General features: G+C 38.5%; 16 protein-coding genes and 1 tRNA gene. 5 read left to right on the forward strand and 12 right to left on the reverse strand.

Translation table 11 applies throughout. From position 1 onward, the window contains the following. Positions 1-85: transfer RNA gene (locus tag H3Z82_RS01820), tRNA-Ser, on the reverse strand. Between the two features lie 247 nt (positions 86-332). On the opposite strand from H3Z82_RS01820, the gene H3Z82_RS01825 reads away from it, so the two are divergent. After that, positions 333-962: an NAD(P)H-dependent oxidoreductase gene (locus H3Z82_RS01825; protein ID WP_182202168.1), complete on the forward strand. Its 630-nt coding sequence runs from the start codon at positions 333-335 to the stop codon at positions 960-962. Positions 963-991: 29 nt separating this feature from the next. On the opposite strand, the gene H3Z82_RS01830 is transcribed toward H3Z82_RS01825, so the two are convergent. Next, on the reverse strand, positions 992-1,372 hold the full coding sequence (locus tag H3Z82_RS01830; protein ID WP_182202169.1) for a hypothetical protein: 381 nt from the start codon (positions 1,370-1,372) through the stop codon (positions 992-994). A 410-nt stretch (positions 1,373-1,782) separates the two neighbouring features. Here H3Z82_RS01830 and H3Z82_RS01835 point away from each other — a divergent pair, with 410 nt between their 5' ends. Continuing rightward, the gene (locus H3Z82_RS01835) at positions 1,783-2,982 is read left to right on the forward strand and encodes a DegT/DnrJ/EryC1/StrS family aminotransferase (RefSeq protein ID WP_182202170.1); all 1,200 of its coding nucleotides are present in this window, start codon (positions 1,783-1,785) and stop codon (positions 2,980-2,982) included. Between the two features lie 689 nt (positions 2,983-3,671). Continuing rightward, the gene (locus H3Z82_RS01840; protein WP_182202171.1) at positions 3,672-4,892 is read left to right on the forward strand and encodes a T9SS type A sorting domain-containing protein; all 1,221 of its coding nucleotides are present in this window, start codon (positions 3,672-3,674) and stop codon (positions 4,890-4,892) included. 264 nt (positions 4,893-5,156) lie between these two features. Here H3Z82_RS01840 and ribB read toward each other — a convergent pair whose 3' ends face one another. From ribB to pheT, 7 genes are all read right to left on the reverse strand, one after another. Continuing rightward, a complete protein-coding gene (ribB, locus tag H3Z82_RS01845) occupies positions 5,157-6,305 on the reverse strand; it encodes a 3,4-dihydroxy-2-butanone-4-phosphate synthase (protein ID WP_182202172.1) in 1,149 nt (382 codons plus the stop codon). Between the two features lie 30 nt (positions 6,306-6,335). Then, the gene (locus tag H3Z82_RS01850) at positions 6,336-8,318 is read right to left on the reverse strand and encodes an LptF/LptG family permease (protein ID WP_182202173.1); all 1,983 of its coding nucleotides are present in this window, start codon (positions 8,316-8,318) and stop codon (positions 6,336-6,338) included. Between the two features lie 16 nt (positions 8,319-8,334). Further along, entirely contained in the window at positions 8,335-8,976 is a 642-nt protein-coding gene (locus H3Z82_RS01855) for a LolA family protein (RefSeq protein WP_182202174.1), read from the reverse strand. Positions 8,977-9,167: 191 nt separating this feature from the next. After that, positions 9,168-11,567 (reverse strand): DNA translocase FtsK, encoded by a 2,400-nt coding sequence (locus tag H3Z82_RS01860; protein ID WP_182202175.1) that lies wholly within the window; start codon positions 11,565-11,567, stop codon positions 9,168-9,170. A 336-nt stretch (positions 11,568-11,903) separates the two neighbouring features. After that, entirely contained in the window at positions 11,904-12,275 is a 372-nt protein-coding gene (locus H3Z82_RS01865; protein WP_182202176.1) for a diacylglycerol kinase, read from the reverse strand. Between the two features lie 6 nt (positions 12,276-12,281). Continuing rightward, entirely contained in the window at positions 12,282-12,782 is a 501-nt protein-coding gene (gene tpx, locus H3Z82_RS01870) for a thiol peroxidase (RefSeq protein WP_182202177.1), read from the reverse strand. A gap of 399 nt (positions 12,783-13,181) precedes the next feature. Continuing rightward, on the reverse strand, positions 13,182-15,608 hold the full coding sequence (gene pheT, locus H3Z82_RS01875; protein ID WP_182202178.1) for a phenylalanine--tRNA ligase subunit beta: 2,427 nt from the start codon (positions 15,606-15,608) through the stop codon (positions 13,182-13,184). A 282-nt stretch (positions 15,609-15,890) separates the two neighbouring features. Here pheT and H3Z82_RS01880 point away from each other — a divergent pair, with 282 nt between their 5' ends. After that, positions 15,891-17,063, forward strand: coding sequence for a TlpA disulfide reductase family protein (locus H3Z82_RS01880; RefSeq protein ID WP_235982236.1), 1,173 nt, complete (start codon positions 15,891-15,893; stop codon positions 17,061-17,063). A gap of 143 nt (positions 17,064-17,206) precedes the next feature. Here H3Z82_RS01880 and H3Z82_RS01885 read toward each other — a convergent pair whose 3' ends face one another. From H3Z82_RS01885 to recG, 3 genes are all read right to left on the reverse strand, one after another. Then, the gene (locus H3Z82_RS01885) at positions 17,207-18,115 is read right to left on the reverse strand and encodes a serine hydrolase (protein ID WP_182202180.1); all 909 of its coding nucleotides are present in this window, start codon (positions 18,113-18,115) and stop codon (positions 17,207-17,209) included. Between the two features lie 57 nt (positions 18,116-18,172). After that, positions 18,173-19,294: a serine hydrolase domain-containing protein gene (locus H3Z82_RS01890; protein ID WP_182202181.1), complete on the reverse strand. Its 1,122-nt coding sequence runs from the start codon at positions 19,292-19,294 to the stop codon at positions 18,173-18,175. A gap of 147 nt (positions 19,295-19,441) precedes the next feature. Then, complete coding sequence (gene recG / locus H3Z82_RS01895; RefSeq protein WP_182202182.1) at positions 19,442-21,544, reverse strand: ATP-dependent DNA helicase RecG; 2,103 nt, start codon at positions 21,542-21,544, stop codon at positions 19,442-19,444. 205 nt (positions 21,545-21,749) lie between these two features. Here recG and H3Z82_RS01900 point away from each other — a divergent pair, with 205 nt between their 5' ends. Then, a complete protein-coding gene (locus tag H3Z82_RS01900) occupies positions 21,750-23,750 on the forward strand; it encodes a M1 family metallopeptidase (RefSeq protein ID WP_182202183.1) in 2,001 nt (666 codons plus the stop codon). The last annotated feature ends 6 nt before the right edge of the window (positions 23,751-23,756 follow it).

The raw sequence follows: 23,756 nt of genomic DNA on the forward strand, positions 1-23,756 counted from the left end.
CGGAGAAAGAGGGATTCGAACCCCCGGAGGTGTGACCCTCAACAGTTTTCAAGACTGCCGCATTCGACCGCTCTGCCATTTCTCCAGTGTCGATGCATCACCCTTCTTTAATTTAGCAAAAATGAATAAGCTAAAAATTTGAGTGGGCCTGCCCGCCGAAGGAGCGCCTTAGCGTTCCGTAGGCGGGTGCAAATATAGAACCCTTTTTTAATTCTTTCAAGTAAAATCACAACTTTTTAAAAAATAAAATCGGCCATTGAATTAATTTATGGAAATGGCTCAAGATTGACGTCCGCATCCCTTATTTTTGCAACTATCCGAAACCAATACTAATGAGCATTATAGAGAGTTTAAAATGGCGCTATGCCACTAAAAAATTTGATCCCAATAAGGTGCTGACCGAAGAAAAACTGCATACACTTAAACAAGCCTTTAATCTGACGGCGACATCGTTTGGGTTGCAGACCATTTCTTTGCTTATTGTTAAAGATGCAGATTTGAGAAGTCAGTTGTTGGAAGCGGCCTATAACCAACGTCAAATCGTGGATGCGTCTCATTTATTGGTGTTTTGTGTCAATAAGACCATCAAGGAGGATGATGTGGACGATCTGTTTGATAAGGTCAGCCAATTAAGAAAAACCCCAGAAACTATTCTTGAGCCTTATCGAAACAATCTGAAGTCCATTATGGAGAACATGAGCTTGGAAGAACAGCAGGAATGGTCCATCAGACAAGTTTATATAGCCATTGGCAACCTCATGACCGTCTGTGCCGTTGAGCGTATCGATTCCTGTCCTATGGAAGGTTTTGACCGTGCGCGCTTTGATGAGATTTTAAAACTTGACGAGAAACATCTCAAATCGACTTTGTTGTTGCCAGTAGGATATAGGGCAGAGGATGATATGTTTTCAAGCTTTAAGAAAGTAAGAAAAGAGTTAAAACATAGTATCATCGAAATGTAAATCCACCAAAGATGGTTTTGATCATGTTTTTATTCTGGAACTTTATTCCCATTTGTCGGATAATCTTCTCCCATTCCTGAGACATATCCTTTAAAAAACATATCATCAAAATCGCCGATAATATCAAACTCAGCACCCTGAACCATAAACCCAGCTGAAAGTTTACTATCCATGATCTGTACATCATAAAGATCAAATGCGCCCACGTCTGAATTGACACGCCCGGAATATGCCCCTTCAGTGTTTTTTGTAATCATCATCGTGGCTGATATATTGCCTTGTGGTGTATCTTCAATCAACAAACTCCAAGAACCAATATAAGGATCGACCTTTACCACACTTTTGCTAGAGCCACAATGGGTGATGAGTAAGGAGGAAAATAAAACGAATAATAGATACGATTTTTTCATGATAAGAATGGATTTTATAATTTATAGGATTACTGTCTGACTAAAAACTAAAAAAATAACTAACCGATTTCACACAAAGACTGCCACCACATTTTTAGAATGATCCCTTAATCTATAGAAACTGTGTCTATAGTGAATGCTTGGGCCATATTGATTAACCACTATCTTTTTGTCAATTAATTACAATTATCCCGAAAGCTTTCGGGATTATGCGCATCTTGATAGTCTCACGTCTATAAGCAACGGTCATGATTCATTATCGGACAACAATGCATATAAATATACAAAATCTCAATGTTTTCGATTCATTTTTAGCTATAAATTGAAACTATTAATTCAGAGCATTCACTTTTTGCTTGAACATATATATTGTAATTTTGAATTATAAATTTATAAACGAAGAGATAGTTATGCCAGGATTTGAATTATTTGGGAATGCGGAACGTAAGGAAGTCAATGATGTTTTGGAAAACGGAGTATTGATGCGCTACGGATTTGATGGGATGCGCAACGGACATTGGAAAGCTAAGGAATTGGAAACCGAATTGCAATCGGCTTTCAAGTCCAAACACGTGCAATTGGTATCCAGCGGGACCGCGGCAGTGTCAGTGGCATTGGCGGTAGCAGGAATTGGAGCGGGAGACGAGGTCATTATGCCATCGTTTACCTTCGTAGCCAGTTTTGAAGCCATTATGATGCTGGGAGCTATTCCTGTTTTGGTGGATATCGATGATACTTTGACTTTGGATCCGAAGGCTGTTGAAAAAGCAATTTCACCAAAAACAAAAGCCATAATGGTCGTGCACATGTGCGGCAGTATGGGCGATATGGAGGCCTTGCAAACTATTTGTGACGCTCATAATTTGGTTTTGATTGAAGATGCCTGTCAGGCCATTGGAGGTACCTATAAAGGAAAACCCTTGGGCAGTGTTGGTGACCTCGGCTGCTTTTCATTCGATTTTGTAAAAACCATTACTTGCGGCGAAGGTGGCGCAGTCATCACCGATAATGAGCAATACTATATGAATGCCGACCACTATTCGGATCATGGCCATGATCATATCGGAAATGACAGAGGCGCTGAAGACCATCCGTTTATGGGCTATAATTTTAGGATTTCAGAACTGCATGCGGCGGTTGGCCTGGCACAGGTGAGGCGCTTGCCGGATTTCCTGTCCATCCAACAAAAAAACTACACCATAATCAGAGAAGCACTTTCCGAAATCGCCGAAATCACTTTTAGGACGGTTCCTGAGGGCGGCGAAGAAAACTATGGCTTTTTGAACTTTTTTCTTCCCGATTTGGAAATTGCACGAAAAGCTTCCAAAAACTTGAAAGCCGCAGGTGTGGACGGTTGTTTCCATTATTATGACAACAATTGGCATTATATCAGAAAATGGGACCATTTAAAGAATTTAAAAACCTTATACCCAATTTCTGAAGAAGTGAAATCAGGTCTCAAATATCTTCAAACAAAAACCTTTGAGCAATCGGATCATTTTATAGGACGGAATATTTCATGTCTCATCAAACTTTCATGGACGGAAGAAGAGGTGAAATCGCGCGCAGAGGCCATGGTGAAAGCAGTCACTTCAGTTTTAAAGTCGTAATAGAAAAGCGTTCAAAACGTATTTATACGAATGCTAAAAAGATGCTGCTATAAGAATAGAATAGCTCTATACTTGAGTCCGATTCCTGGTTGATGACTATGACGTTAAATTTTATTCTATAGTACACCTTGAGTGCAGTGGAAGGATCATTCCATTATAGGCGATTACTAAGGTCTCGACTGCGCTCGTCCTGATATTTACCCAGCGTATAGCGCATCGACATCTAATATTTTATGGACATTTTTTGAGCTCAGACGGTCAGTAAATGAAAAAGGGTTGAGAGCGGTTGATTTCAATCCTTTTTAGAATGGTTTTTCATAAAAACATCCTCAAAATGTCAAAATACTTGATTTCTGTCTGAGATGTAGTTGGCAACATTCAGCATAGATATTATTTGGGCATGTCTTTAAAAAAATGTAAATTGGTAAGAATAAACGAGTTATTGAACTTCTGAGTTTATAAAGATTTTTGCGCGTTTATTTTATTCAATGCTGTCCCTCGTCTAGCAATGACTTAAAAAAGTTAAATTTATTCCGGTTTTACGAAGTTGTAATTTATATTATGAAAGTCGTAAAAAGGTTTCTACTTATATTTTGGTGTCGTAAAAAAGTGAATCAATTTTAAATGTTCATATGATATTATTGAGTTCACTATATAATTAGATGTTAAACCCTTATAAAACGATTATTATGAAACAACTTTTACTTTTCCCAACATTTATTTTATGCATTACAATGAGCTTTTCGGGATTTTCCCAATACAAGGTTGATGAACAACGGTATTACGAATGGGACGAAAGCAGTTCCGACTGGGAACATGAAATGACCAACAAATTTACTTATGATAATGAGGGCGATAAAGAGACCAACTCTCTGTTCTTGGAAATGCCTGGATCCATAAATCAAATTCAAGTGAATAAGCAATATAATGCCAACAATGATATAACACTTCAATTACTGCAGTTTTGGGATGTCTCAACAATGTCGTGGCAGAATACGTCCAGAACCGAATACGAGTATGATGGCGCTAACAAATTAGTTGCTGAAACAACCCAAATGTTTAATTCTGTAAATATGACTTTCGTTAATAATGGAAAGAAGATTTATACTTATTCTGGCGTAAACGTGGCTTCTGAAACCAGTCAGTTTTGGAATACTGCAACTAATACTTGGACCAACGGCTCTAGAGATTTATATGAGTATTCGGGTAATGATCAAACGCTACACACCGAACAGGAATGGAACATTGCAACCAGCCAATGGGTGAATGAGGAACAGACTGAAACTACCTATGAATCGGTAGGTAAACCTTCTCAAATTATCATTAAGGAATGGAATTCTGGTACGAGTACTTGGGATTTGGATGAAAGAGTCCGTTACACATACACGGGAGAATTAATGACTGAAGCTAATGGTGATGATTATGTTGGAGGAGCTTGGGTTCCGGATCACAGAACACAGGTAACCTACCAAAACGGATTGCCAACCGTTGCCTTATATCAAGAAATGAACCTCGGTGTTTGGGAAAATCAAGATAGAACCTTAAATACATTTGACGCCAATGGTAATGCCACGGTTTCCATTTACGAATTATGGGACACAGATACGATGGCTTGGCTTCCAGAAGGTAAAATTGAATCGGATTATTCCGCCACCAATCCATTTGTCCTAAGCTCAGAGTCTTTTGATATCGAAGACTTTAAGATCTACCCTAATCCTGCTTCTGAAGTCATCCATATATCATCTTTCCAACCCATTGAAAAAATGGAGCTCTATGATGTTTTAGGAAAAAAAGTAAGCGCTTCCGCAAACATTAAACAACTCAATGTTGATGGTATAAAAGCAGGCATGTATATGTTGAAAGTGTATGACAAAAACTCAAGCATCACAAAAAAAATTATGATTAAATAACCTAACTGCCTTTCTAAGATTAATTCAGCCGGAGTAGATACTCTGGCTGTTTTTATGAAATAAACAAGAGTTTTGGTAGCAGCTATGCTCTTTCCGTGAAAAACAATCCATTATGGTAGACCTAAGCGAAATAGAAGGGTGTACTTCATAAACGTGATTTCTGACCACTGTCAAGGCACTAAAAAGATTGCTTAAGTTGAGCCGACGGATATTAGATATAAAAAAGGATTCATAACCATTTTGGTTTTGAATCCTTTTTTATTTTTAATAGCTCACATGATCTACAATTTCCAGTCCATAGCCTATAATTCCAACGCGCTTGGTATGTTCGCTATTGGACATGAGCAATAATTTATGGATGTTTAGATCGTGAAGAATTTGAGCTCCAATTCCAAAATCTCTATTATCCATGACAATAGTTGGTGCCTTGATGACATCCGTATGATTTTGTTCTTCCTTTAAGGTTTTTAATCGGTTGAGCAGATCAGTAGATTGATGCTGCTGATTGATAAATAAAATGGCGCCTTTTCCATCCTCATTGATCAACTTGAACATGTCATCTAACTTCTTATCAGCGTTGTTGGTAAGCGTGCCCAAGATATCATTATTGACCAAGGTTGAGTTGACTCTGGTCAAAACAGGCTCGTCACTTTCCCATGCACCTTTGGTCAGGGCAATATGGACTTGATTATTGGTAGTTTGCTGATACGCTCTTAATCTGAATTTTCCAAACCGGGTAACAATCTCAAAATCCTCTTTCTTTTCAATTAAAGAGTCGTGCTGCATTCTATAGGCCACTAAATCTTCAATGGATACAATCTTGACGTCAAACTTTTCGGCAACTTTCATCAGTTCTGGCAATCGTGCCATAGTGCCATCATCATTCATGATTTCAACAATTACACCAGCTGGTTGTAATCCTGCCAAACGTGCAAAATCTATCGCCGCTTCGGTATGTCCGGTACGTCTTAGCACGCCACCTTGCTTGGCAACCAATGGAAAAATATGCCCCGGCCGTCCCAATTCAAAAGGTTTGGTATCCGGATTGATCAAAGCTTGAACTGTTTTAGCGCGGTCACTGGCAGAAATGCCTGTAGTCACACCATGGCCTCGCAAATCGACCGAAACTGTGAATGCAGTCTCCATCGGGTCTGTATTATTATGGACCATTGGGTTTAATTCCAATTCCTTACAGCGCTTTTCGGTCAATGGCGTACAAATCAATCCACGACCATGAGTAGCCATGAAATTGATCATTTCTGGAGTCACCATTTCTGCAGCAGCTACAAAATCGCCTTCATTTTCTCTATCGGCATCGTCAACTACAATAATGACTTTTCCACTCTTAATATCCTCAATGGCCTCTTCAATGGTATTTAACGTTATAGTTGGCATATAGGTGCTTGTTGTCATTTTTTAAAAAATTATATGCAAAGATATGGCTTATTTTACATTTAGGAGACAACTTTTGTCCAAGTCTTCCTTGATTTTGTTCTTCAGTAGAAAATGTGAAACGCCATAAAAAGGAAAAGCAAATAGCATCAATATTTTGTCCAACCCCTTGGTCTTAAATCCTATGTTTTTGTAGAAAACAGAAGCTTTAAACCAGGTTACGACATAATATAACAGGTAGATGATAAAAGAAATAATACTTAAATCTAAGGTTGCCGAAGCGAACTCAGGAAACTTGTTGTTTTTGAATACAAAGTGCAAAATGAGAAGAACCGCTCCGATGATATAGAAAATAAAAGCAAATTTGGAATAATCAACTGCGTTCTTAGCGTCTTCTTGCGAATTGATGTAGGTGTCACCTATAATCACGCCTTGGTGCTGTAGATCTTCAAGCGTCTGTCCACGCTTCAATAATTGATTCATAGCGAAAGGCTTGATGCTTTTATCAAAATTGAGATCGTCATGATTTTTGATAATGTTGATCAACTTTTCGTTATTATAATCATTTAAAAAACTATACTGAACAAGCTCACCATCAATCATGACCGAGTTTTTAGGACGTAGATTGAGGAATTTCTTGATGGGATTAAGATAACTGTCAAAATCGAACAGGCCTTTATCGTTGGTGGCACGTGTAGTCAAATAAATTCCCAATGGCAACATGATCAATGTAGAAAGCCAAGTGGCCAGGATAGGATTTAAGGTGCCATCTTCGGAACTGTTTTTTGCAAAAATCCCTATAAAATGATAGGTGAGGAACAAAAGAATAGCAACCACCAATGGCAAGCCAATGCCACCTTTTCTGATCAAGGCTCCTAATGGTGCTCCGACAAAAAAGAGAATAAAACACGCAATGCCCAAAACATATTTTTCATGGAGTGCAATAAGGTGTTTGTTTAGGTTTTTATCGGAAATTTCCATAAACTGTTCCTTGGTAGAGATGATTTGCGTGGTACTGCCTATGGTGTTCAATGCTAAATTTACAAGTTGTAACTTGCCTTTATTTTCAAAAAGATCAAGGACATTTCCCTTGTAGATACTGTCCGTTTCTGGTGAGATATTATTATTTAAGGAAATGATCGACGTTCTGCTATATAAGGTTTCTGCAAGGGCTTTGTATTCAATGGACTTGTTATTGTAGAGACTGTCAATAGTGTAGTTTAAATCGCCAACGTCAAGCATATTGTACCGGTTTGTATAGCTTTTCTCGCCCAGATCTACATCGTTTAAAGCTTCCAGATCGATATTCATGGTATAGGTATCGAAATAACTTTTGGCATGTGGTCTTTTCTGGATTTCCTTTGGATTTTTACTGTAGATTTCTTCGTAATAATTGCCATTAAACAAAATCAGTTGTAGAATATTTGAAGAGGTACTGCTTATAAGCTCTCCAGACTCGGCAATGATAACCAGGTGATTGCCCGGCCGATTGTTTTTGCGCTGGTGCATGATCACATTCTCGAGATATTGACCACGATCGCCTGTTTTTTTCTCTACCTTAATATTGAAATCGCCTATCTCATTAAACTGACCTTCGGCAATGGCCATTTGCGGTTTAAGTTTGGCAATATTTTTTCTCAGATTATAGGCATTGTATTCTGCCCATGGAATGACGTTGTTGGCGAAAAGAAATGTAGTAATAGAAAGGAATACAATAAAAATACTTAAGCCTCTCATGGCGCGTTGCAGTGAGATGCCTGTAGACTTCATAGCTGCAAACTCATAGTTTTCAGAAAAAGTCCCAAATACCATAATGGAGACCAAAAGAATGGTGAGTGGTAATATCAACGGAATCAGGGTAGGGGTAATATAAAGTAAGAATTTGCCAATCGTATCAATATCCAGATCCTTGCCCGCCAATTCGGAAATATATAACCAAACGGCCTGTAAAACAAAAATGAGCATGAGTATTACAAACACGCTCAAAAATGTTTTTAAGTAGGTCTTAAGTATGTACCTATCCAGTATTTTCATAAAATTGGCGCCTTATCTAATCCAGCTTATTGATGTAATAGCCTTTGTACTTATCGGCATCAAAAGTAAATAAGGTTTTTGAAATGGGCTCATTAGTTTTGAAACTATTTACAGTTAAGGTGGTTTGGGTGCCGTTTTTACCCACTTCTATCAGATTGTAAATATGCTTGGTCTGGGCATCAATACCCAATAAGACTTGCTTGATTTCAGAATTACTGTCCATAGGTGTCAGTTTTACATACTGAATCTTCCTGCCATTTACATTTTGGACAATGTCCATGGCGTAATTATAACCATCTTTATAAAACGATAACATTTTACTTGGTGTAATGGTGTTCTCGTCTTCAGTGTTGTTTTTGGAAATGGTCACCTCTTCATCTTCGGGACTAATGGTATAAAGTGTCTTACCGTCGTAAATACGGGTTACGCCAAGAATATTTAAAAGGTATTTTTCGCCTTCAATAATTACATCACCACGGGTTTCTTGGTTGATGTTCTCACTGGCGTTTCTCAAGACATATTTAAAATCAATGCTGATATTATTATATCCCTTTACTTTAGCATTTACCTCGTTCAACAAGGTCTTTGCTTTATCCGCATCTTGTGCATAAGATGAAAAGGATAGGAGGGCAATGGCTAATACAAATAATTTTTTCATTATTAAGTTTTTTGTTAATCCTGTTTATGGAGTTGCTGTTTTATCGGCTTCAAATTTAATTAAAACTATGTACTTTAGAACATCTCATCTTAGTTTCTGAAAAATGTATAACTCAAATTTGCCTCTTCAATATGGCACAATGGAAAACTTATCTTCAAGTTGTCCGTCACCACCTTACTTAGAAACACAAATTATGATATTTCATTGGCTAAAAGTTGATCTAACGCCACAAGATCTGGCACGAGTACCTGTCTTGCCTTACTACCTTCAAATTGGCCAACAATGCCAGCAGCTTCCAATTGATCAATCAATCTACCAGCTCTATTATAACCAAGCTTTAATTTACGTTGCAATAAGGAGGCTGACCCTTGTTGTGCGGTCACGATGACTTCAGCAGCTTCTCTAAACAATTTATCTCTGTCGGAGATATCTACATCAAGACTTGTGCCACTTTCCTCACCGGTATATTCAGGTAAAATATAGGCCTCCGGATAGGCTTTCTGTCCACCAACAAATTCTGTGATCACCTCAACTTCAGGCGTGTCCACAAAGGCACACTGAATTCTAGTCAATTCATTCCCTTGGGTATAGAGCATGTCTCCACGTCCAATTAATTGATCAGCGCCAGAACTGTCCAAAATAGTACGGGAGTCAATCTTGGAGGTCACCCTAAATGCAATTCTTGCCGGGAAATTGGCCTTAATGATACCCGTTATCACATTAACCGAAGGTCTTTGTGTGGCAATGATCAAGTGGATGCCGATAGCACGGGCCAATTGTGCCAAACGGGCAATCGGTGTTTCCACTTCCTTACCAGCGGTCATGATCAAATCTGCAAACTCATCTACCACCAAAACAATATATGGTAAAAACTGATGGCCTTCCTCTGGGTTTAATTTACGAGCCTTGAATTTATCGTTATATTCTTTAAGGTTACGACAAAGCGCATTTTTTAACATCTCATAGCGATTGTCCATTTCAATACACAGAGAGTTTAAAGTATTGATGACCTTGGTATTATCGGTGATGATTGCTTCTTCACTATCCGGTAGTTTAGCAAGATAGTGGCGCTCAATTTTATTGAATAAAGTCAGCTCTACCTTTTTTGGATCTACCAGAACAAACTTAACTTCTGCTGGATGCTTTTTATAGAGTAAAGACGTTAAGACCGCATTTAAACCAACAGATTTCCCCTGACCTGTTGCTCCCGCCATTAATAGATGGGGCATTTTGGCCAAATCAACAACAAAGGTTTCGTTACTGATGGTCTTGCCAAAAGCGATAGGCAATTCCATTTCTGATTTTTGGAATTTCTGGGATGCAATCACTGAGCGCATCGATACAATGGTGGAGTTCTTGTTGGGAACCTCAATACCTATGGTACCTTTTCCAGGGATAGGCGCAATAATACGAATGCCCAAAGCTGCCAAAGAGAGGGCTATATCATCTTCTAAGTTTTTGATTTTAGAAATACGAACACCAGCGTTAGGAACAATTTCATATAAAGTTACTGTCGGACCAATGGTAGCCTTAATATTGCTAATGCCAATATTGTAATTGTTTAAGGTCTCTACAATTCTGTTCTTATTTTCTTCAAGCTCATCTTGATCTATGGTGATGCCTTCAGAATCATATTTTTTTAATAGGTCCAATGGTGGGAATTGGTATTTGCTGAGCTCAAGGGTCGGATCAAATTGACCAAAATCAGCCACCAATTTATTGGAGATGTTATCGTTTTCAGAGACTTCCTCAACCACATGTTCAACTTCCATGGCAAGTTCTTCTTCCTCCTCAACTACTTCAGGGACTTCAATGTTAAGACTTGGACTTTTGACCGCTGGTTTGGTTTTGCTTTGCTTGTTGGGAGCATCCTCCTGTTTGGTGGGTTGCAAATCAAATGCAGCTTTGATCTCTTCCGCTTCAGCAGATAAGTCGTTATCCAAAGCAACATACGATTCTGAAGTTTTAGGATCAGCTTTAAAATCTTCTTTAATATTCTTTTTGGCCGATTTGAAAAAACTGACAATCGACGCGCCAGTGACCTTAAATCTGATGGCCGCATAAATAATGATTCCAAAAAAGAGTAGGAGGGCGGTGCCAATAATACCGATATAATCTTGAAAAAAAGAGTTCATTTCAAAACCTATCGTACCTCCGAGGGTATCATATTTATGGGCAAAAAATCCGAAGAAAACAGATAGCCAAATTGTTATAAGCGTTCCCCATATCCAATGGCTTCTTAGTTTCGCCTTATTGATGTCTAAAGTGACATAAATTCCAGAAAGGAATATTAATCCAGCTAAAATAAAGGAGGAAACACCAAAACCTTTCATAATAAAGAAGTCGCTGACCCAAGCACCAAGTTTATTGAGCCAGTTTTCAGCAACGACCTCTCGGGTGCCTATTTCAGTTAAGGTACTCTGATCTGCCTTTCCGGTAAAAAAGAAGGAAAGAAAAGCTATAAATAATAAAACACCAAGAATCATCAACAAGCTGCCAAAAATGAGTTTCTGTTGACTTGAAAGTTTGAGATTGGGTTTTTTTATTTTTTTTTTGGTACTGCTTTTAGCTTTGGTTTTCTTCTTCGCCATTGTTAACATCCCGCGACCACGGAAATCTGTTGATTTTTAATTGGATTACTAAAATACGATAGAATTATATGTTTTATTGCATATCTGCAATTAATCCTAAAAAATTGAAATTGCTCATTTAAAATCCGAATAAGCCTTACCCCGCCCTAAAAGGTGGCTTATTCTCAAATTAATTAATCATTTGAGATTTCTTGCTCCCTTTAGGGCGGCGCAAACAAAAAATCGGCATTATATTTTCAGTTTTTAATTCTTATGAACAAAAACGGATATGCAATTTTGTTTTTTATAGAGAAGCAAAAATACAAATTACTAACGTTAAACCTATCTGATTTAGTATTAAAAAAGCTTGGGATAATAAATGATTACAGCTACAATGACTGCTGAGATTGCTGCAATAAAAACGGCACCGGCAGCAACATCTTTAATGCGTCCAATATGCGGATGATGTTCAGGATGTATAAAGTCTGCAATGTGCTCAATAGACGTGTTCAGGCCTTCAATACTCATCACCAAACCAATCATGGCAACCTGAAACAACCATTCGGTAGCGGAGATTTCAAAATAAAATCCCGCAATGGTTACCAAAATAGCGATTGCAAATTGGATTTTGATACTGGCTTCCGTTTGAAGTAAAATCAATGCACCTTTGAATGCCCAACCTACACTTTTTAAGCGATTGACCAGGAACGAATCTTTTTTTTCATGCATAAAAACCTATGAAATCGATTTTAAGGCGGCTTCGTAATCTGGTTCGTCAGTAATTTCGGCAACTTGCTCAGTGTAGACGACTTCGGCCTTATCGTTTAGTACTACCACACATCTTGAATGCAAGCCTTCCAATGGTCCATCAACAAAGGTTAGGCCATAACTCTTACCAAAATTTCCATCTCTAAAATCAGATAAGCTTTCTACATTATCTAGGCCTTCTGCCGCACAGAAACGAGCAAAAGCAAAAGGTAAATCTTTAGAAATACAAAGAACTTTGGTATTGTCAAGTTGTGCAGCCTGTTCGTTAAAAGTTCTTACTGATTGTGCGCAGACACCGGTATCTACACTTGGAAAAATGTTTAATACAACATTATGACCCAAATAGTCATTAAGTGACTTTGAAGAGAGATCAGTTGCAATTAATCGAAAGTTTGGAGCGTCATCTCCTATTTTTGGAAGCGAACCAAATGTAGTCACTTGGTTGCCTTTAAATGTTACAGTTGCCATAATATTTGATGTTTATTGTGAATTGTTAAAATTAAGCATTATTTAGTGCTTTGTCTACTAATTAAAACATAATAATTTTTTTCGACCAGTTAAAAATACAACTGATCGGAGTTGCTCATTTTTACAGGGTATCTGAAAAATATCAATTTATAGTCCCTGTTATAAACTTGCGCAATGCTAATGAATTCTCACTGATGGGTTTTGATACCCCGAGAGGCTTTTTTCGATCAAAAAACTGATATCTTATATATACCAAACTTCGTGAGCTTGTCCACCTCTGCGTACGGGCTCTGAGTGACTTAATTTTCGGCAATCAGCGAGACACCCATTAATATAATAAAAAATACCGTGAACAACGATTAATTAAGATATGAAAGCGGCTTTTGTATGCTTTTAAATCTATCGCAGTTCAGCCCCAAGTTGTTTCTCAAAATTCAATTTCAACTTGTTCATGATCTTGTCAACCTGCTTATCTGTAAGTGTGCTGTGTTCATCTTGGAATTTAAAACTCACCGCATAACTCTTTTTTCCGTCGGGTAATTTGTCGCCCTGGTAGACATCAAACAAATCGACATCCTTGAGCAATCGTTTTTCTGTTTTATTGGCAATGCTGTCTATGGCTTCAAAAGTCACGTTCTCATCAATCAATAAGGCAAAATCGCGTCTGGTTGACGGATATTTAGGCAACTCCTTAAAATTAATACGATTGTTTTTGGCCAAATCAATAACCTGATCCCAATTAAAATCAGCAAACAGGACCTCTTGCGAAATATCAAAATGTTTCATGATTTTCTTATTGATCAAACCAAAATCCACTATATTTTTTTTGCCCATACGCAAACTGATTCCTTCACTGAAAATGTCATTATCAACAGGAGCAACAGTAAATCGATTCAAGCCCAATCGCTCCAAAATGGCAGTGATAATTCCTTTTAGATAAAAGAAGCTGCTCGGCTCTTGATGGCTGTTCCAGCGTTCAGCATCCTTGTTGCCCGTCACAAAAAGAGCTAAATGTTTATTTTCAATATGCTTGTCGCCATGACTATGGTAGGTTTTGCCAAATTCAAACAATTTTAAATCTGAACGTCTTCTGTTAAGGTTCCTATCTATAGCTTCAAGACCGGAAAACAGCATACTTTGACGCATCACACTTAAGTCATGACTCAAGGGGTTGAGCATAAATACATTGTGTTCTTCATTTAAATTGTCGCTTAGCTTGGCATATTCTGGAGTGGTCAAGGAGTTTGATAAAATCTCATAAAAACCTTGTGCCGCCAATTGGTTGCCCGTGACATTCTGTAGTTTAAAATCTTCAAAACGGGACGTTGGCGAAATGGAAGCATTTAGTTTTTCGGTGAAATTGATGTTGTTATAGCCATAGATTCGCAAGACTTCTTCAATAACATCGGCTTCACGGACCACATCGTTTCTATAGGCAGGTACCATTAAGCCCAACCCGGTTTCGGTAACATTATTTACCTTGATATCCAATGACATCAAGATGCTTTTAATAATATCTTTGGGAATTTCTTCACCAATTAGCTTTTCGGCATTGGCAAAACTGAAATGCACCGGAAAATCCTCAATTTTTTTAGGATAGAAGTCAACAAGGTTATTGGTAACATAGCCTCCCGCCACTTCCTGTATCAACAATGCGGCACGTTTTAAGGCGTATTCTGTAATATTGGGATCCACACCACGCTCAAAGCGGAAAGAAGCATCAGTATTCAATCCGTGTCTTTTGGCCGATTTCCGAACGCTTATGGGATTGAAATAAGCACTTTCTAAAAATATGCTCGTTGTATGTTCTGTTACTCCTGAATTTTCACCACCAAATACACCAGCAATACACATGGGTTTAACGGCATCACAAATCATGAGGTCCTCTTCGTGCAATTCGCGCTCAACACCATCTAAGGTTGTGAATTTCGTTCCCTTTGGCAATGTTTTTACAATGACTTTATTACCTTCAATTTTATGGGCATCAAAAGCATGTAACGGTTGACCAAGATCGTGCAAAACGTAATTGGTAATGTCAACAATATTGTTTTTTGGTACGATACCAATCGCTTTAAGCTTGTTTTGTAGCCAGACAGGCGAGGTGTCAACTTTTATATCTGAAATGGTAACCCCACAATAACGCGGGGATAGCTCTTTATTTATGACTTCAACGCCAATTTTTAAAGTGCCTTGGTCAACTCTAAAAGCACTAACCGATGGCGTGATCAATTCTACGTGCATATTTTTCTGCAAAAGACCAGCTTTTAGATCTCTTGCCGTCCCGAAGTGGCTCATGGCATCAGCTCTGTTTGGCGTGAGGCCAATTTCAAAAACATGATCATTTTCAACCTCATAAACATCAGCGAGTAAAGTGCCAACAGAAAGACTATCGTCTAACACCAAAATTCCTTCATGAGATGCGCCAAGTCCTAATTCGTCTTCGGCACAAATCATACCGTGGCTTTCTTCTCCTCTTATCTTTCCTTTTTTAATGGTCCAAGCTTCTCCTTCTGCAGTGTACAGCGTTGTACCTATAGTGGCAACAGGCACCTTCTGACCGGCAGCTACGTTGGGGGCCCCGCAGACAATTTGTAGCGGTGTTCCTGACCCAATATTTACCGTAGTTACTTTTAAACGGTCAGCATTGCTGTGTTGCACGCAGGTAAGCACTTCGCCAACTACAATGCCTTCCAAGCCACCTTTGATTGATTGGAATGGCTGAATGCCTTCAACTTCAAGGCCTAAGTCCGTAAGGAGCTCGCCCGTTTGCTCTGGAGTCCAATCAATGTTTACAAATTGCTTTAACCAATTATATGAAATTTTCATTTTTTAAATGTTATGCTATAGGTTGATGATTTTTGTGCAATATTTCGGTCTCTGAAAAATCTTCAACCAAACCACGATTGCCAATTATTTTAAATTCGGCGTAAAGATAATAATAGTATATAGTTATAGAAATGGTAAATAATTTTATTTTATTTGAATATTAATTTGAATATTAGCGTTATTTTGACCTTCAATTCAAAGTCCCAATACATTATGAGGTTTCTTATTCTAATTTTTTCTGTGATCACCTTATTTTCCTGTAATAAGGATTATACAAAAAAAATGAAGCGCGGACAGTGGCGGGGTGAGTTAATGGTGAATGGCCATAAGGATTTACCGTTTAATTTTGAAGTCACCGGAGATCATAGTTTAAAAATTCTCAACGGAGAAGAAGTTATCTTAGTGGATGAAATAAATTATAACAACGATTCTGTTTTTATTAAAATGCCCGTTTTTGAAGGGTATTTTGCATTAAAGCTTACTAAAGAAGGTTTGAAAGGAAGCTATATAAATGAGGATATGAAAATGAACCTGCCTTTTAAAGCCTTTTATAATTCTAAAGAGCGCTTTGAGATAGTGAAGGCACCAACAACAGACATTTCAGGAGATTGGGAAGTGGTTTTTAGTCCTAATTCCAATCAAGATTATGTTGCCAAAGGTATTTTTAAGCAGGATGGACAAAGAGTGACAGGCACTTTTAGAACTGAAATAGGCGATTACCGATATTTAGAAGGCGTTGTAAATGGAAATGAGTTAAAAATGTCTGCGTTTGATGGCTCCCACGCATTTTTATTCGTCGCTACCGTCACAGATAGTACACTCAACGGCACCTTTTATTCTGGAAATAGCTGGAGTGCAGCTTTTAATGGAATTCGGAATGAGAATTTTGAATTGCCAGATGCCGCAACACTCACCACCATGCGTGCTGATGCTGAAAATTTCAATTTTAGTTTTCCAGACGAAAAAGGTCAGACCGTGTCATTAACTGATGAGCGTTTTCAGAATAAAGTGGTTGTGGTGCAACTTATGGGAACTTGGTGCCCAAACTGTTTGGATGAGAGTGTGTTTTTCTCCGAATACGCCAAACTTAATTCTGACAAGGCAATTGAATTTGTAGCGCTTGCATTTGAAAATGCCAAGACTGATTCGTTGGCGTTTGAGAGTATAAGACGCTTAAAGGACAGATTGGGCATCGAATATCCTGTTCTGCTGGCCCAATATGGTTCGGCCGATAAGGTTGAGGCGCAAAAAAAGTTGCCAATGTTAGCTCAAGTGATTTCTTATCCTACCACTATTTTTATAGACAAGAAAGGGGAGGTTCGAAAAATCCACACCGGTTTTAATGGGCCAGCCACTGGAGAAAAGTATACAGCATTTAAAGCTGAATTTGAAATGTTTGTGAATGAACTTTTAGAGGAACCGGGTGTGGTGTCAGAAGTTGTTTCTGCAAACTGAAAGTAAAAGTTTTATTCGCCATTGATCTTGCCATCTTGTAAATCCAGCACATCTGCTGAACTATCAGTTTTGTATTTGTAGATATCGAAATGCTAAAATTGAAATATGTACTGTCAAGTGGATTTAATGAGGCATTTCAATAATTAATTGGAGCGGACATAGTCATATATCGTTTTTGATAGAATGGCCAATTGATCGGTTCCTTTGTCAAAATCTTTGAGGTTTTTGGAAAGCAAAACCAACACGTAAGCACGACCATCTGGTAAATAAACAATGCCTGCATCATGATGTACACCGGTTATAGAACCTGTTTTGTGTGCAACTTGAATTTCCTTTGGTAAATACTTCGGAATAACATCTTTATGTTGTTGATCTTTCAAAATAGCAATCATCGCATCGGAATCTTCCTGGGTTCCAGCGGAATTATCGGCAATAGCTTTCATGATTATCATTAAATCTCTGGCAGTTGTCGAATTGCTTAGGCCTAGATCATACGCTTTCTGATCTTCTACGCCTCTTAAAACCTCAATATTATGTGCGCCTAAATCCCTCATGGTTGCAGTTGTTTTCTTAGCATCGACCAATTCAATAAGAACGTTGGTTGCCAAATTGCTACTTATCGTAACCATACTGTGCATCAAATCACGGAGTGCCACTTGAGTTCCGATTTGACTATAGATGACATCGTCGCTATCATCATTTATATCCATGCTGTATAAGCTCCCGTCAACTATACTCTTGAATTCATTTTTCAGTAAAATTGAATCCTCCAAATTTAGTTTTCCTTCAGAGGCTTGCTTGAACAATTCAATCATCACTGGAACTTTCATAGTACTGGCCGCATGAAACTTTTCGTCGACATTTATAAATAGGCTGTCTTTTGGTTGGGATAAATTATAAAATGCAACAGCTACTGTGCCATCTATGGAATCAACCTGAGCTTGAACCGTTTTTTCTAAATTATCTTTTTTTGATTTTTTTTCTTGGCACGAGGTCGCGAAAAGTAGCAATAAGACGACTGCAAAAGTTAAATCTGTTTTCAGAGATGTCATAATTTTTAAATTATTTTAAAATTCACTATGGTTGACTGTGTTTAGGTATTAACGGATTTATAGCAATTTGTTTTCCATTAACCATTCGGTGATGTATTCTGTAAATCCGTCAACATTTCTTGGGGTATTGCAAAGAATAATAAATGTAATATTTTTTTCGGGGACCGTGACATAATTGCATAAAAAGCCACCTTGGCTTCCTGTATGGCCCACCGTCTTTAATCCGTCTGGTGTCTTGTCAATAAACCAAGACCAGCCTAAGAATGGGGGCGTGGTATCTTGCCAATTTGGCCAGGGCTTTATGGTTCTGGAGGCTTCTAAAATAGTGCCTGGGATAAATTTATGTGCCTGCAATGCCAGTTCGTATTTAGCCAATTCGTTTACTGAACTCCAAACGCCACCATTACCGGCGGCTGCAAAGGTGGGTTCCTCGCCATAGTCTTTTTCAAGCCATTTTCCGTTGCTGTTTAGGTAGCCATGAGCAACCCCGGATTCAGGGTGGGGTCCGTCCGTAATGGTGCTCGTGGTCATATTGGCGGGCTTAAAAATCTTCTCGGCAACAAAGGTCTGCCATTTCATTCCACTGACGTCTTCAATTATTAAAGCCAATGCATTATAGGCAGGATTTGAATATTCGTATTGTGTTCCAGGTTCAAAATTTAGATGTTCGGCCTGCGTTGTAGGATACCAGTTTTCAAGATCTTTAGCAGTGAGATAAAATATTGAATCTTTCTTGGTCTCCCTATTGTCTTTTAGGCCTGAGGTATGTGTAAGCAAATGTTTGATTTTCACTTTTTCTGCAATGGTGCTGTTTTTGAAGTCAGAAAAATATTTGGCCATATTATCTTCTATCGAAAGTTTGCCTTCAGCTTGTAGCATCAATATGGCATTGGATACAAATGTTTTTGAAATACTACCGACGTTAAACAACGTATTTTCATCTATTTTAGTGTTTAATTCGATATCGGCAAGCCCGTAGCCTTTACTAAAAATAATGCTGTCTCCCTTCATGATCAAAATGGCACCTCCGGGTTCGTTAGTAGGCATGTTGTTGGAAAAATAGGCGTCTAATTGACTGGTGTCCATGGGTTTTGATGGAAGTGGGGTTTCTTTGCCGTCCTTACAACTGAGCATTAAAACTGCCATGGTGATTGGTAACAAGATATTGAATTTCAGCATTTCATTTAGTTTGAATTAAATTCCCGTTTGAATAGTTAAGCAGGTACGAAATTTATCGCATTTTACTCAAATTTAGGAAAAATGTGACACGCACGTCTTGCTTTGGGGCGAAATACCACAAAATACTGATTACTAACGCTACTTTATTTAAGAGATGTAATTCCAAATATTTTTATATTTCGTCAACTGTCCGTAAGTGTACCGTAGTACTTTATGCTCGGGTAATGCTAATGAAGGATCAGCTTTTAAAATAACCTTGGCATAATGGCGAGCATGTTGCAAAATGTCCTTGTCTTTGATGACATCGGCAATTTTAAGGTTCAGAACGCCGCTTTGTTGGGTGCCCATCAAATCGCCAGGCCCTCGTAGTTTCAAATCTACTTCGGCTATTTCAAAACCGTCATTGGTGCTGACCATGGTTTGTAATCTGGTTTTGCTGTCTTCACTTAGTTTGTGACTGGTCATCAAAATGCAATAGCTTTGTTCAGCGCCCCGACCAACGCGCCCCCTCAATTGGTGTAATTGTGACAGTCCGAAGCGTTCAGCGCTCTCAATAATCATCACAGATGCATTGGGGACGTTAACCCCGACTTCAATTACTGTGGTGGCCACCATGATTTGCGTTTCACCTTTTACAAAGCGTTGCATTTCAAAATCCTTATCCGCCGGTTTCATTTTACCGTGGACAATTGAAATTTGATACTCTGGCATAGGAAATTCCCTGGTGATGCTTTCATAGCCGTCCATCAAATCTTTATAATCCATTTTCTCACTTTCCTGTATCAATGGATAGACAATATAGATTTGTCTCCCTTTGGCGATTTCATCACGGATGAATTTAAAGACTTTCAACCTGTTTTTATCATAACGATGTACCGTTTTGACGTTTTTTCTACCAGGTGGCAATTCGTCAATTACGGAGACATCCAAGTCGCCATAAACCGACATTGCCAAGGTTCTAGGAATAGGGGTTGCGGTCATGATTAAAATGTGTGGAGGCGACGTGTTTTTGTGCCACAATTTACTCCGTTGGGCAACTCCAAAACGGTGCTGTTCATCAATGACTGCCAAGCCTAAATTCTTGAATTTTACCTTATCTTCGAGAAGAGCATGCGTGCCAATTAAAATGTTTAAATCGCCATTTTCAAGCGCTTCATGGATTTTGTTTCTATCTGAAGTTTTAGTTGACCCAGTGAGCAGTTCTATACTGATATTAAGGCTTTTGCACAACTCCTTTAGTCCGTGGTAGTGTTGGACTGACAAAATAGCAGTCGGAGCCATTAAGCAGGCTTGGAAACCGTTGTCAAGTGCCATCAGCATTGACATTAGCGCAACAATGGTCTTCCCGGAACCTACATCGCCCTGCAATAAGCGATTCATTTGGGCATTGCTTCCTAAATCGGCCCGGATTTCTCTTAAAACCCTTTTTTGGGCATTGGTTAAATCGAAGGGTAAATGCTCTTGATAAAAGCTGTTGAAATACGCTCCGACATGTTCAAAATTATAGCCTTTTATTTTTGATTTATGGATCAGGTTTTTGATGATCAGTTGCAATTGAATGTAAAATAATTCTTCAAATTTAAGTCGGAATTGGGCCTGCGATAATAGCGTTTGATTTTCGGGAAAATGAATGTTGAAAAGTGCTTTGCTCTTCGATATTAATTTAAGGTCAGAAAGCAGGTTTGCGGAAAGTGTTTCTTCAAATCGACCCTTGGTTTCTAAGAACAATTGCTGCATTATTTTGTTTAAAACACGATTGGAGATGCCCTTATTTGCCAATTTTTCCGTGGAAGGATAAATGGGTTGCATGGCAGAACGGAGGTTTTTCTCATGCTCTTCTAGCAGTTCCATCTCAGGATGTGGCATATTAAAAACACCATTAAACCAATTGGTTTTACCGAAAATGACATATTTTTTCCCGTATTTAATGCTGTCCCTAATCCATTTATGGCCCCTAAACCAGACAAGTTCCATTATGCCAGTATCGTCCTTAAATATAGCCACCAGGCGCTTGCCACGTCCTGTACCAACGTCCTTTAAACTGGTAATTTCTCCTGTTATTTGAACATCAGCACCATGGCGCTGCAACTGATTGATTTTGTAGTATTGGGTTTTATCAATATAGCGATTGGGGAATAGATTGATCAGGTCTTGATAGGTGTGGATGCCAAGTTCACTACGAAGTAGGTCTGCGCGATTAGGGCCGACACCTTTAAGGTAGTCTATAGGTGTTTGAAGATTTATTTTCATGTTTATTTCATGAAGTGCAAAAGCTAATTATATGACTTCAAAAGTGTGGTTTAAGGTTCTTTAGGTCGCCTTTGTTCAATACTATGTGTAATGGCTATATCGCAAAGTTACATAAAGAAAAAGAAGTTTCACAAAGGGGTATTCGCATTGTGGCGTTATTGTTTTTATTTTCTTATTTTGGTCATTACTTAACTAAAGCCCGCCAATGAAGAGTTTCTTTTCGCTTTTATTTATTTTTCTTTTCGGAATTGTTTCCGCCCAGCAAATTGAAGATGTTGATTTTAAACGAATTAAAGCAACGTTGGATTTTGAGGAGGCCAATAGGGTTTCTGGCTTTGTGTCTGTTTATTTTGAAGCTTTAAGAGACGTTGACTCTGTGTTTCTCGACGCCCTGAATATGGAATTTAAACATTTCAAATTAACTGATCAGATTACGGATGAAGTTAAGTCTGCTGATTTTCGGGTAACTAAAGATAAACTTATAATTGCGAATAACTTTACTGAAAACACAGCGTATCTCCTACAATTCCGGTATTCGGCCGAGCCCAAAAAAGCATTGTACTTTATAGAGGATCAAATTTGGACCCAAGGCCAAGGAAAGTACACAAGCAGTTGGCTGCCGAGTATTGATGATACAAATGATAAGATTGAATTTGACCTGTCCGTATCTTACGAGAACGGTTATGAGGTGTTGGCCAATGGTGAGCTTGTTGCGAAAGAGACCGTAACGGAAAATAGCACCACTTGGCATTATGAAATGAGCAAGCCAATGAGTAGCTATCTTGTTGCACTCGCCATCGGCAAATACAATAAGAAAACTGAAACTTCAAAAAGTGGTGTGCCTTTGGAGCACTATTATTACCCCGAAGACTCTGCCAAAGTAGCGCCTACCTATAAGTATAGTAAGGAAATGTTCAATTTTTTGGAAGCGGAAATTGGAGTGCCATATCCATGGGGCGTCTATAGGCAAGTGCCCGTTAAGGATTTTTTGTATTCCGGGATGGAAAATACAAGTTTGACTATTTTTTCTGATGCTTTGGTGGTCGATAGTATCGGTTTCAATGACCGAAATTATGTCAATGTCAATGCCCATGAGCTGGCTCATCAATGGTTTGGTAATCTGGTGACTGCAACAAGTGGAGAACATCATTGGCTGCAAGAAGGGTTTGCGACCTATTATGCGCTTCTGGTGGAACGTGAAATGTTTGGAGATGACTATTACTACTGGCAATTGCATGAGTATGCGCAACAGCTTTTAAAGCAGGAACATGCAGGTGAAAGTACTGCTTTACTCAATCCTAAGTCCAGTAGTGTTACATTTTATCAAAAGGGTTGTTGGGCCTTGCATGTATTGCGCGAACAGGTTGGAGAGGAAGCGTTTTCATCTGCAGTAAAAAACTACTTATTAAAACACCAATACAAAAATGTTGAAACCTCTGATTTTATTGAGGAAGTGGAGACGACAAGCAATCAGGATCTGTCAGATTTTGTGAGAGTGTGGCTGGAGGAGAGCGTGTTACCTCAAGATGCAATGGTCCAAAGCTTGAAAAAATCAGAGTTCATGCGGGAGTATATGGACGTCAGCTGTGAAGCTTATCCTTCAAAATGTAGGGATTATTTGGTGTCTGATATTTCAGATCAAGCAAAAATAAAGATTCTTCTGCAGCCCAGCTACGAGGTAGATTTGGAGGATTTCAATAATGATCTTAAGGTACGTCAGGCTATCGCTCAAAAGCTAACTACAATTCCTGTGGAATTTAAAAAAGCGTATGAAACACTCCTTAACGATGCGTCATACGTGACTATTGAGAATGCCTTGTATAATTTATGGGTCAATTTCCCGACAGACCGTGCCAGGTATTTGCACCAAACCAAAGATATGTATGGATTTAACGATTATAATGTGAAATTGCTTTGGTTGGCCTTACATTTAAATACCATAGAATATCAACCGGATAAAAAACAGGAGGTTTTTGAAGAATTAAGGGGTTATACCAATCCGAAATATGGTTTTGATCTGCGGATGAATGCGTTTAATTACCTTAAACTGATCAATGGATTCGACAAAATATCCTTGACCAATTTAAACCAGGCAACCCTTCATCATAATTGGCGTTTTCAACAGTTTGCAAAACGGTTGTTAGTGGAACTTCAAGATATTGAGGCCTATAAGCAGGTTTTAGATGAAATTAAGAATAAAGAATAAACAAAA

Origin of the sequence: Gelidibacter maritimus, from assembly GCF_014062315.1 — a bacterium.
GTDB lineage: Bacteria > Bacteroidota > Bacteroidia > Flavobacteriales > Flavobacteriaceae > Gelidibacter > Gelidibacter maritimus.

Bases quoted from the DNA above. Each gene is read 5' to 3' on its own strand.
- ribB (WP_182202172.1), bottom strand. From the start codon at position 6,305: ATGACAACAAGCACCTATATGCCAACTATAACGTTAAATACCATTGAA.
- H3Z82_RS01825 (WP_182202168.1), top strand. From the start codon at position 333: ATGAGCATTATAGAGAGTTTAAAATGGCGCTATGCCACTAAAAAATTT.
- H3Z82_RS01890 (WP_182202181.1), bottom strand. From the start codon at position 19,294: ATGCTGAAATTCAATATCTTGTTACCAATCACCATGGCAGTTTTAATG.
- H3Z82_RS01865 (WP_182202176.1), bottom strand. From the start codon at position 12,275: ATGCATGAAAAAAAAGATTCGTTCCTGGTCAATCGCTTAAAAAGTGTA.
- recG (WP_182202182.1), bottom strand. From the start codon at position 21,544: ATGAAAATAAATCTTCAAACACCTATAGACTACCTTAAAGGTGTCGGC.
- H3Z82_RS01860 (WP_182202175.1), bottom strand. From the start codon at position 11,567: ATGGCGAAGAAGAAAACCAAAGCTAAAAGCAGTACCAAAAAAAAAATA.
- H3Z82_RS01885 (WP_182202180.1), bottom strand. From the start codon at position 18,115: ATGACATCTCTGAAAACAGATTTAACTTTTGCAGTCGTCTTATTGCTA.
- H3Z82_RS01835 (WP_182202170.1), top strand. From the start codon at position 1,783: ATGCCAGGATTTGAATTATTTGGGAATGCGGAACGTAAGGAAGTCAAT.
- H3Z82_RS01880 (WP_235982236.1), top strand. From the start codon at position 15,891: ATGAAGCGCGGACAGTGGCGGGGTGAGTTAATGGTGAATGGCCATAAG.
- H3Z82_RS01855 (WP_182202174.1), bottom strand. From the start codon at position 8,976: ATGAAAAAATTATTTGTATTAGCCATTGCCCTCCTATCCTTTTCATCT.
- H3Z82_RS01830 (WP_182202169.1), bottom strand. From the start codon at position 1,372: ATGAAAAAATCGTATCTATTATTCGTTTTATTTTCCTCCTTACTCATC.
- H3Z82_RS01840 (WP_182202171.1), top strand. From the start codon at position 3,672: ATGAAACAACTTTTACTTTTCCCAACATTTATTTTATGCATTACAATG.
- H3Z82_RS01900 (WP_182202183.1), top strand. From the start codon at position 21,750: ATGAAGAGTTTCTTTTCGCTTTTATTTATTTTTCTTTTCGGAATTGTT.
- pheT (WP_182202178.1), bottom strand. From the start codon at position 15,608: ATGAAAATTTCATATAATTGGTTAAAGCAATTTGTAAACATTGATTGG.
- tpx (WP_182202177.1), bottom strand. From the start codon at position 12,782: ATGGCAACTGTAACATTTAAAGGCAACCAAGTGACTACATTTGGTTCG.
- H3Z82_RS01850 (WP_182202173.1), bottom strand. From the start codon at position 8,318: ATGAAAATACTGGATAGGTACATACTTAAGACCTACTTAAAAACATTT.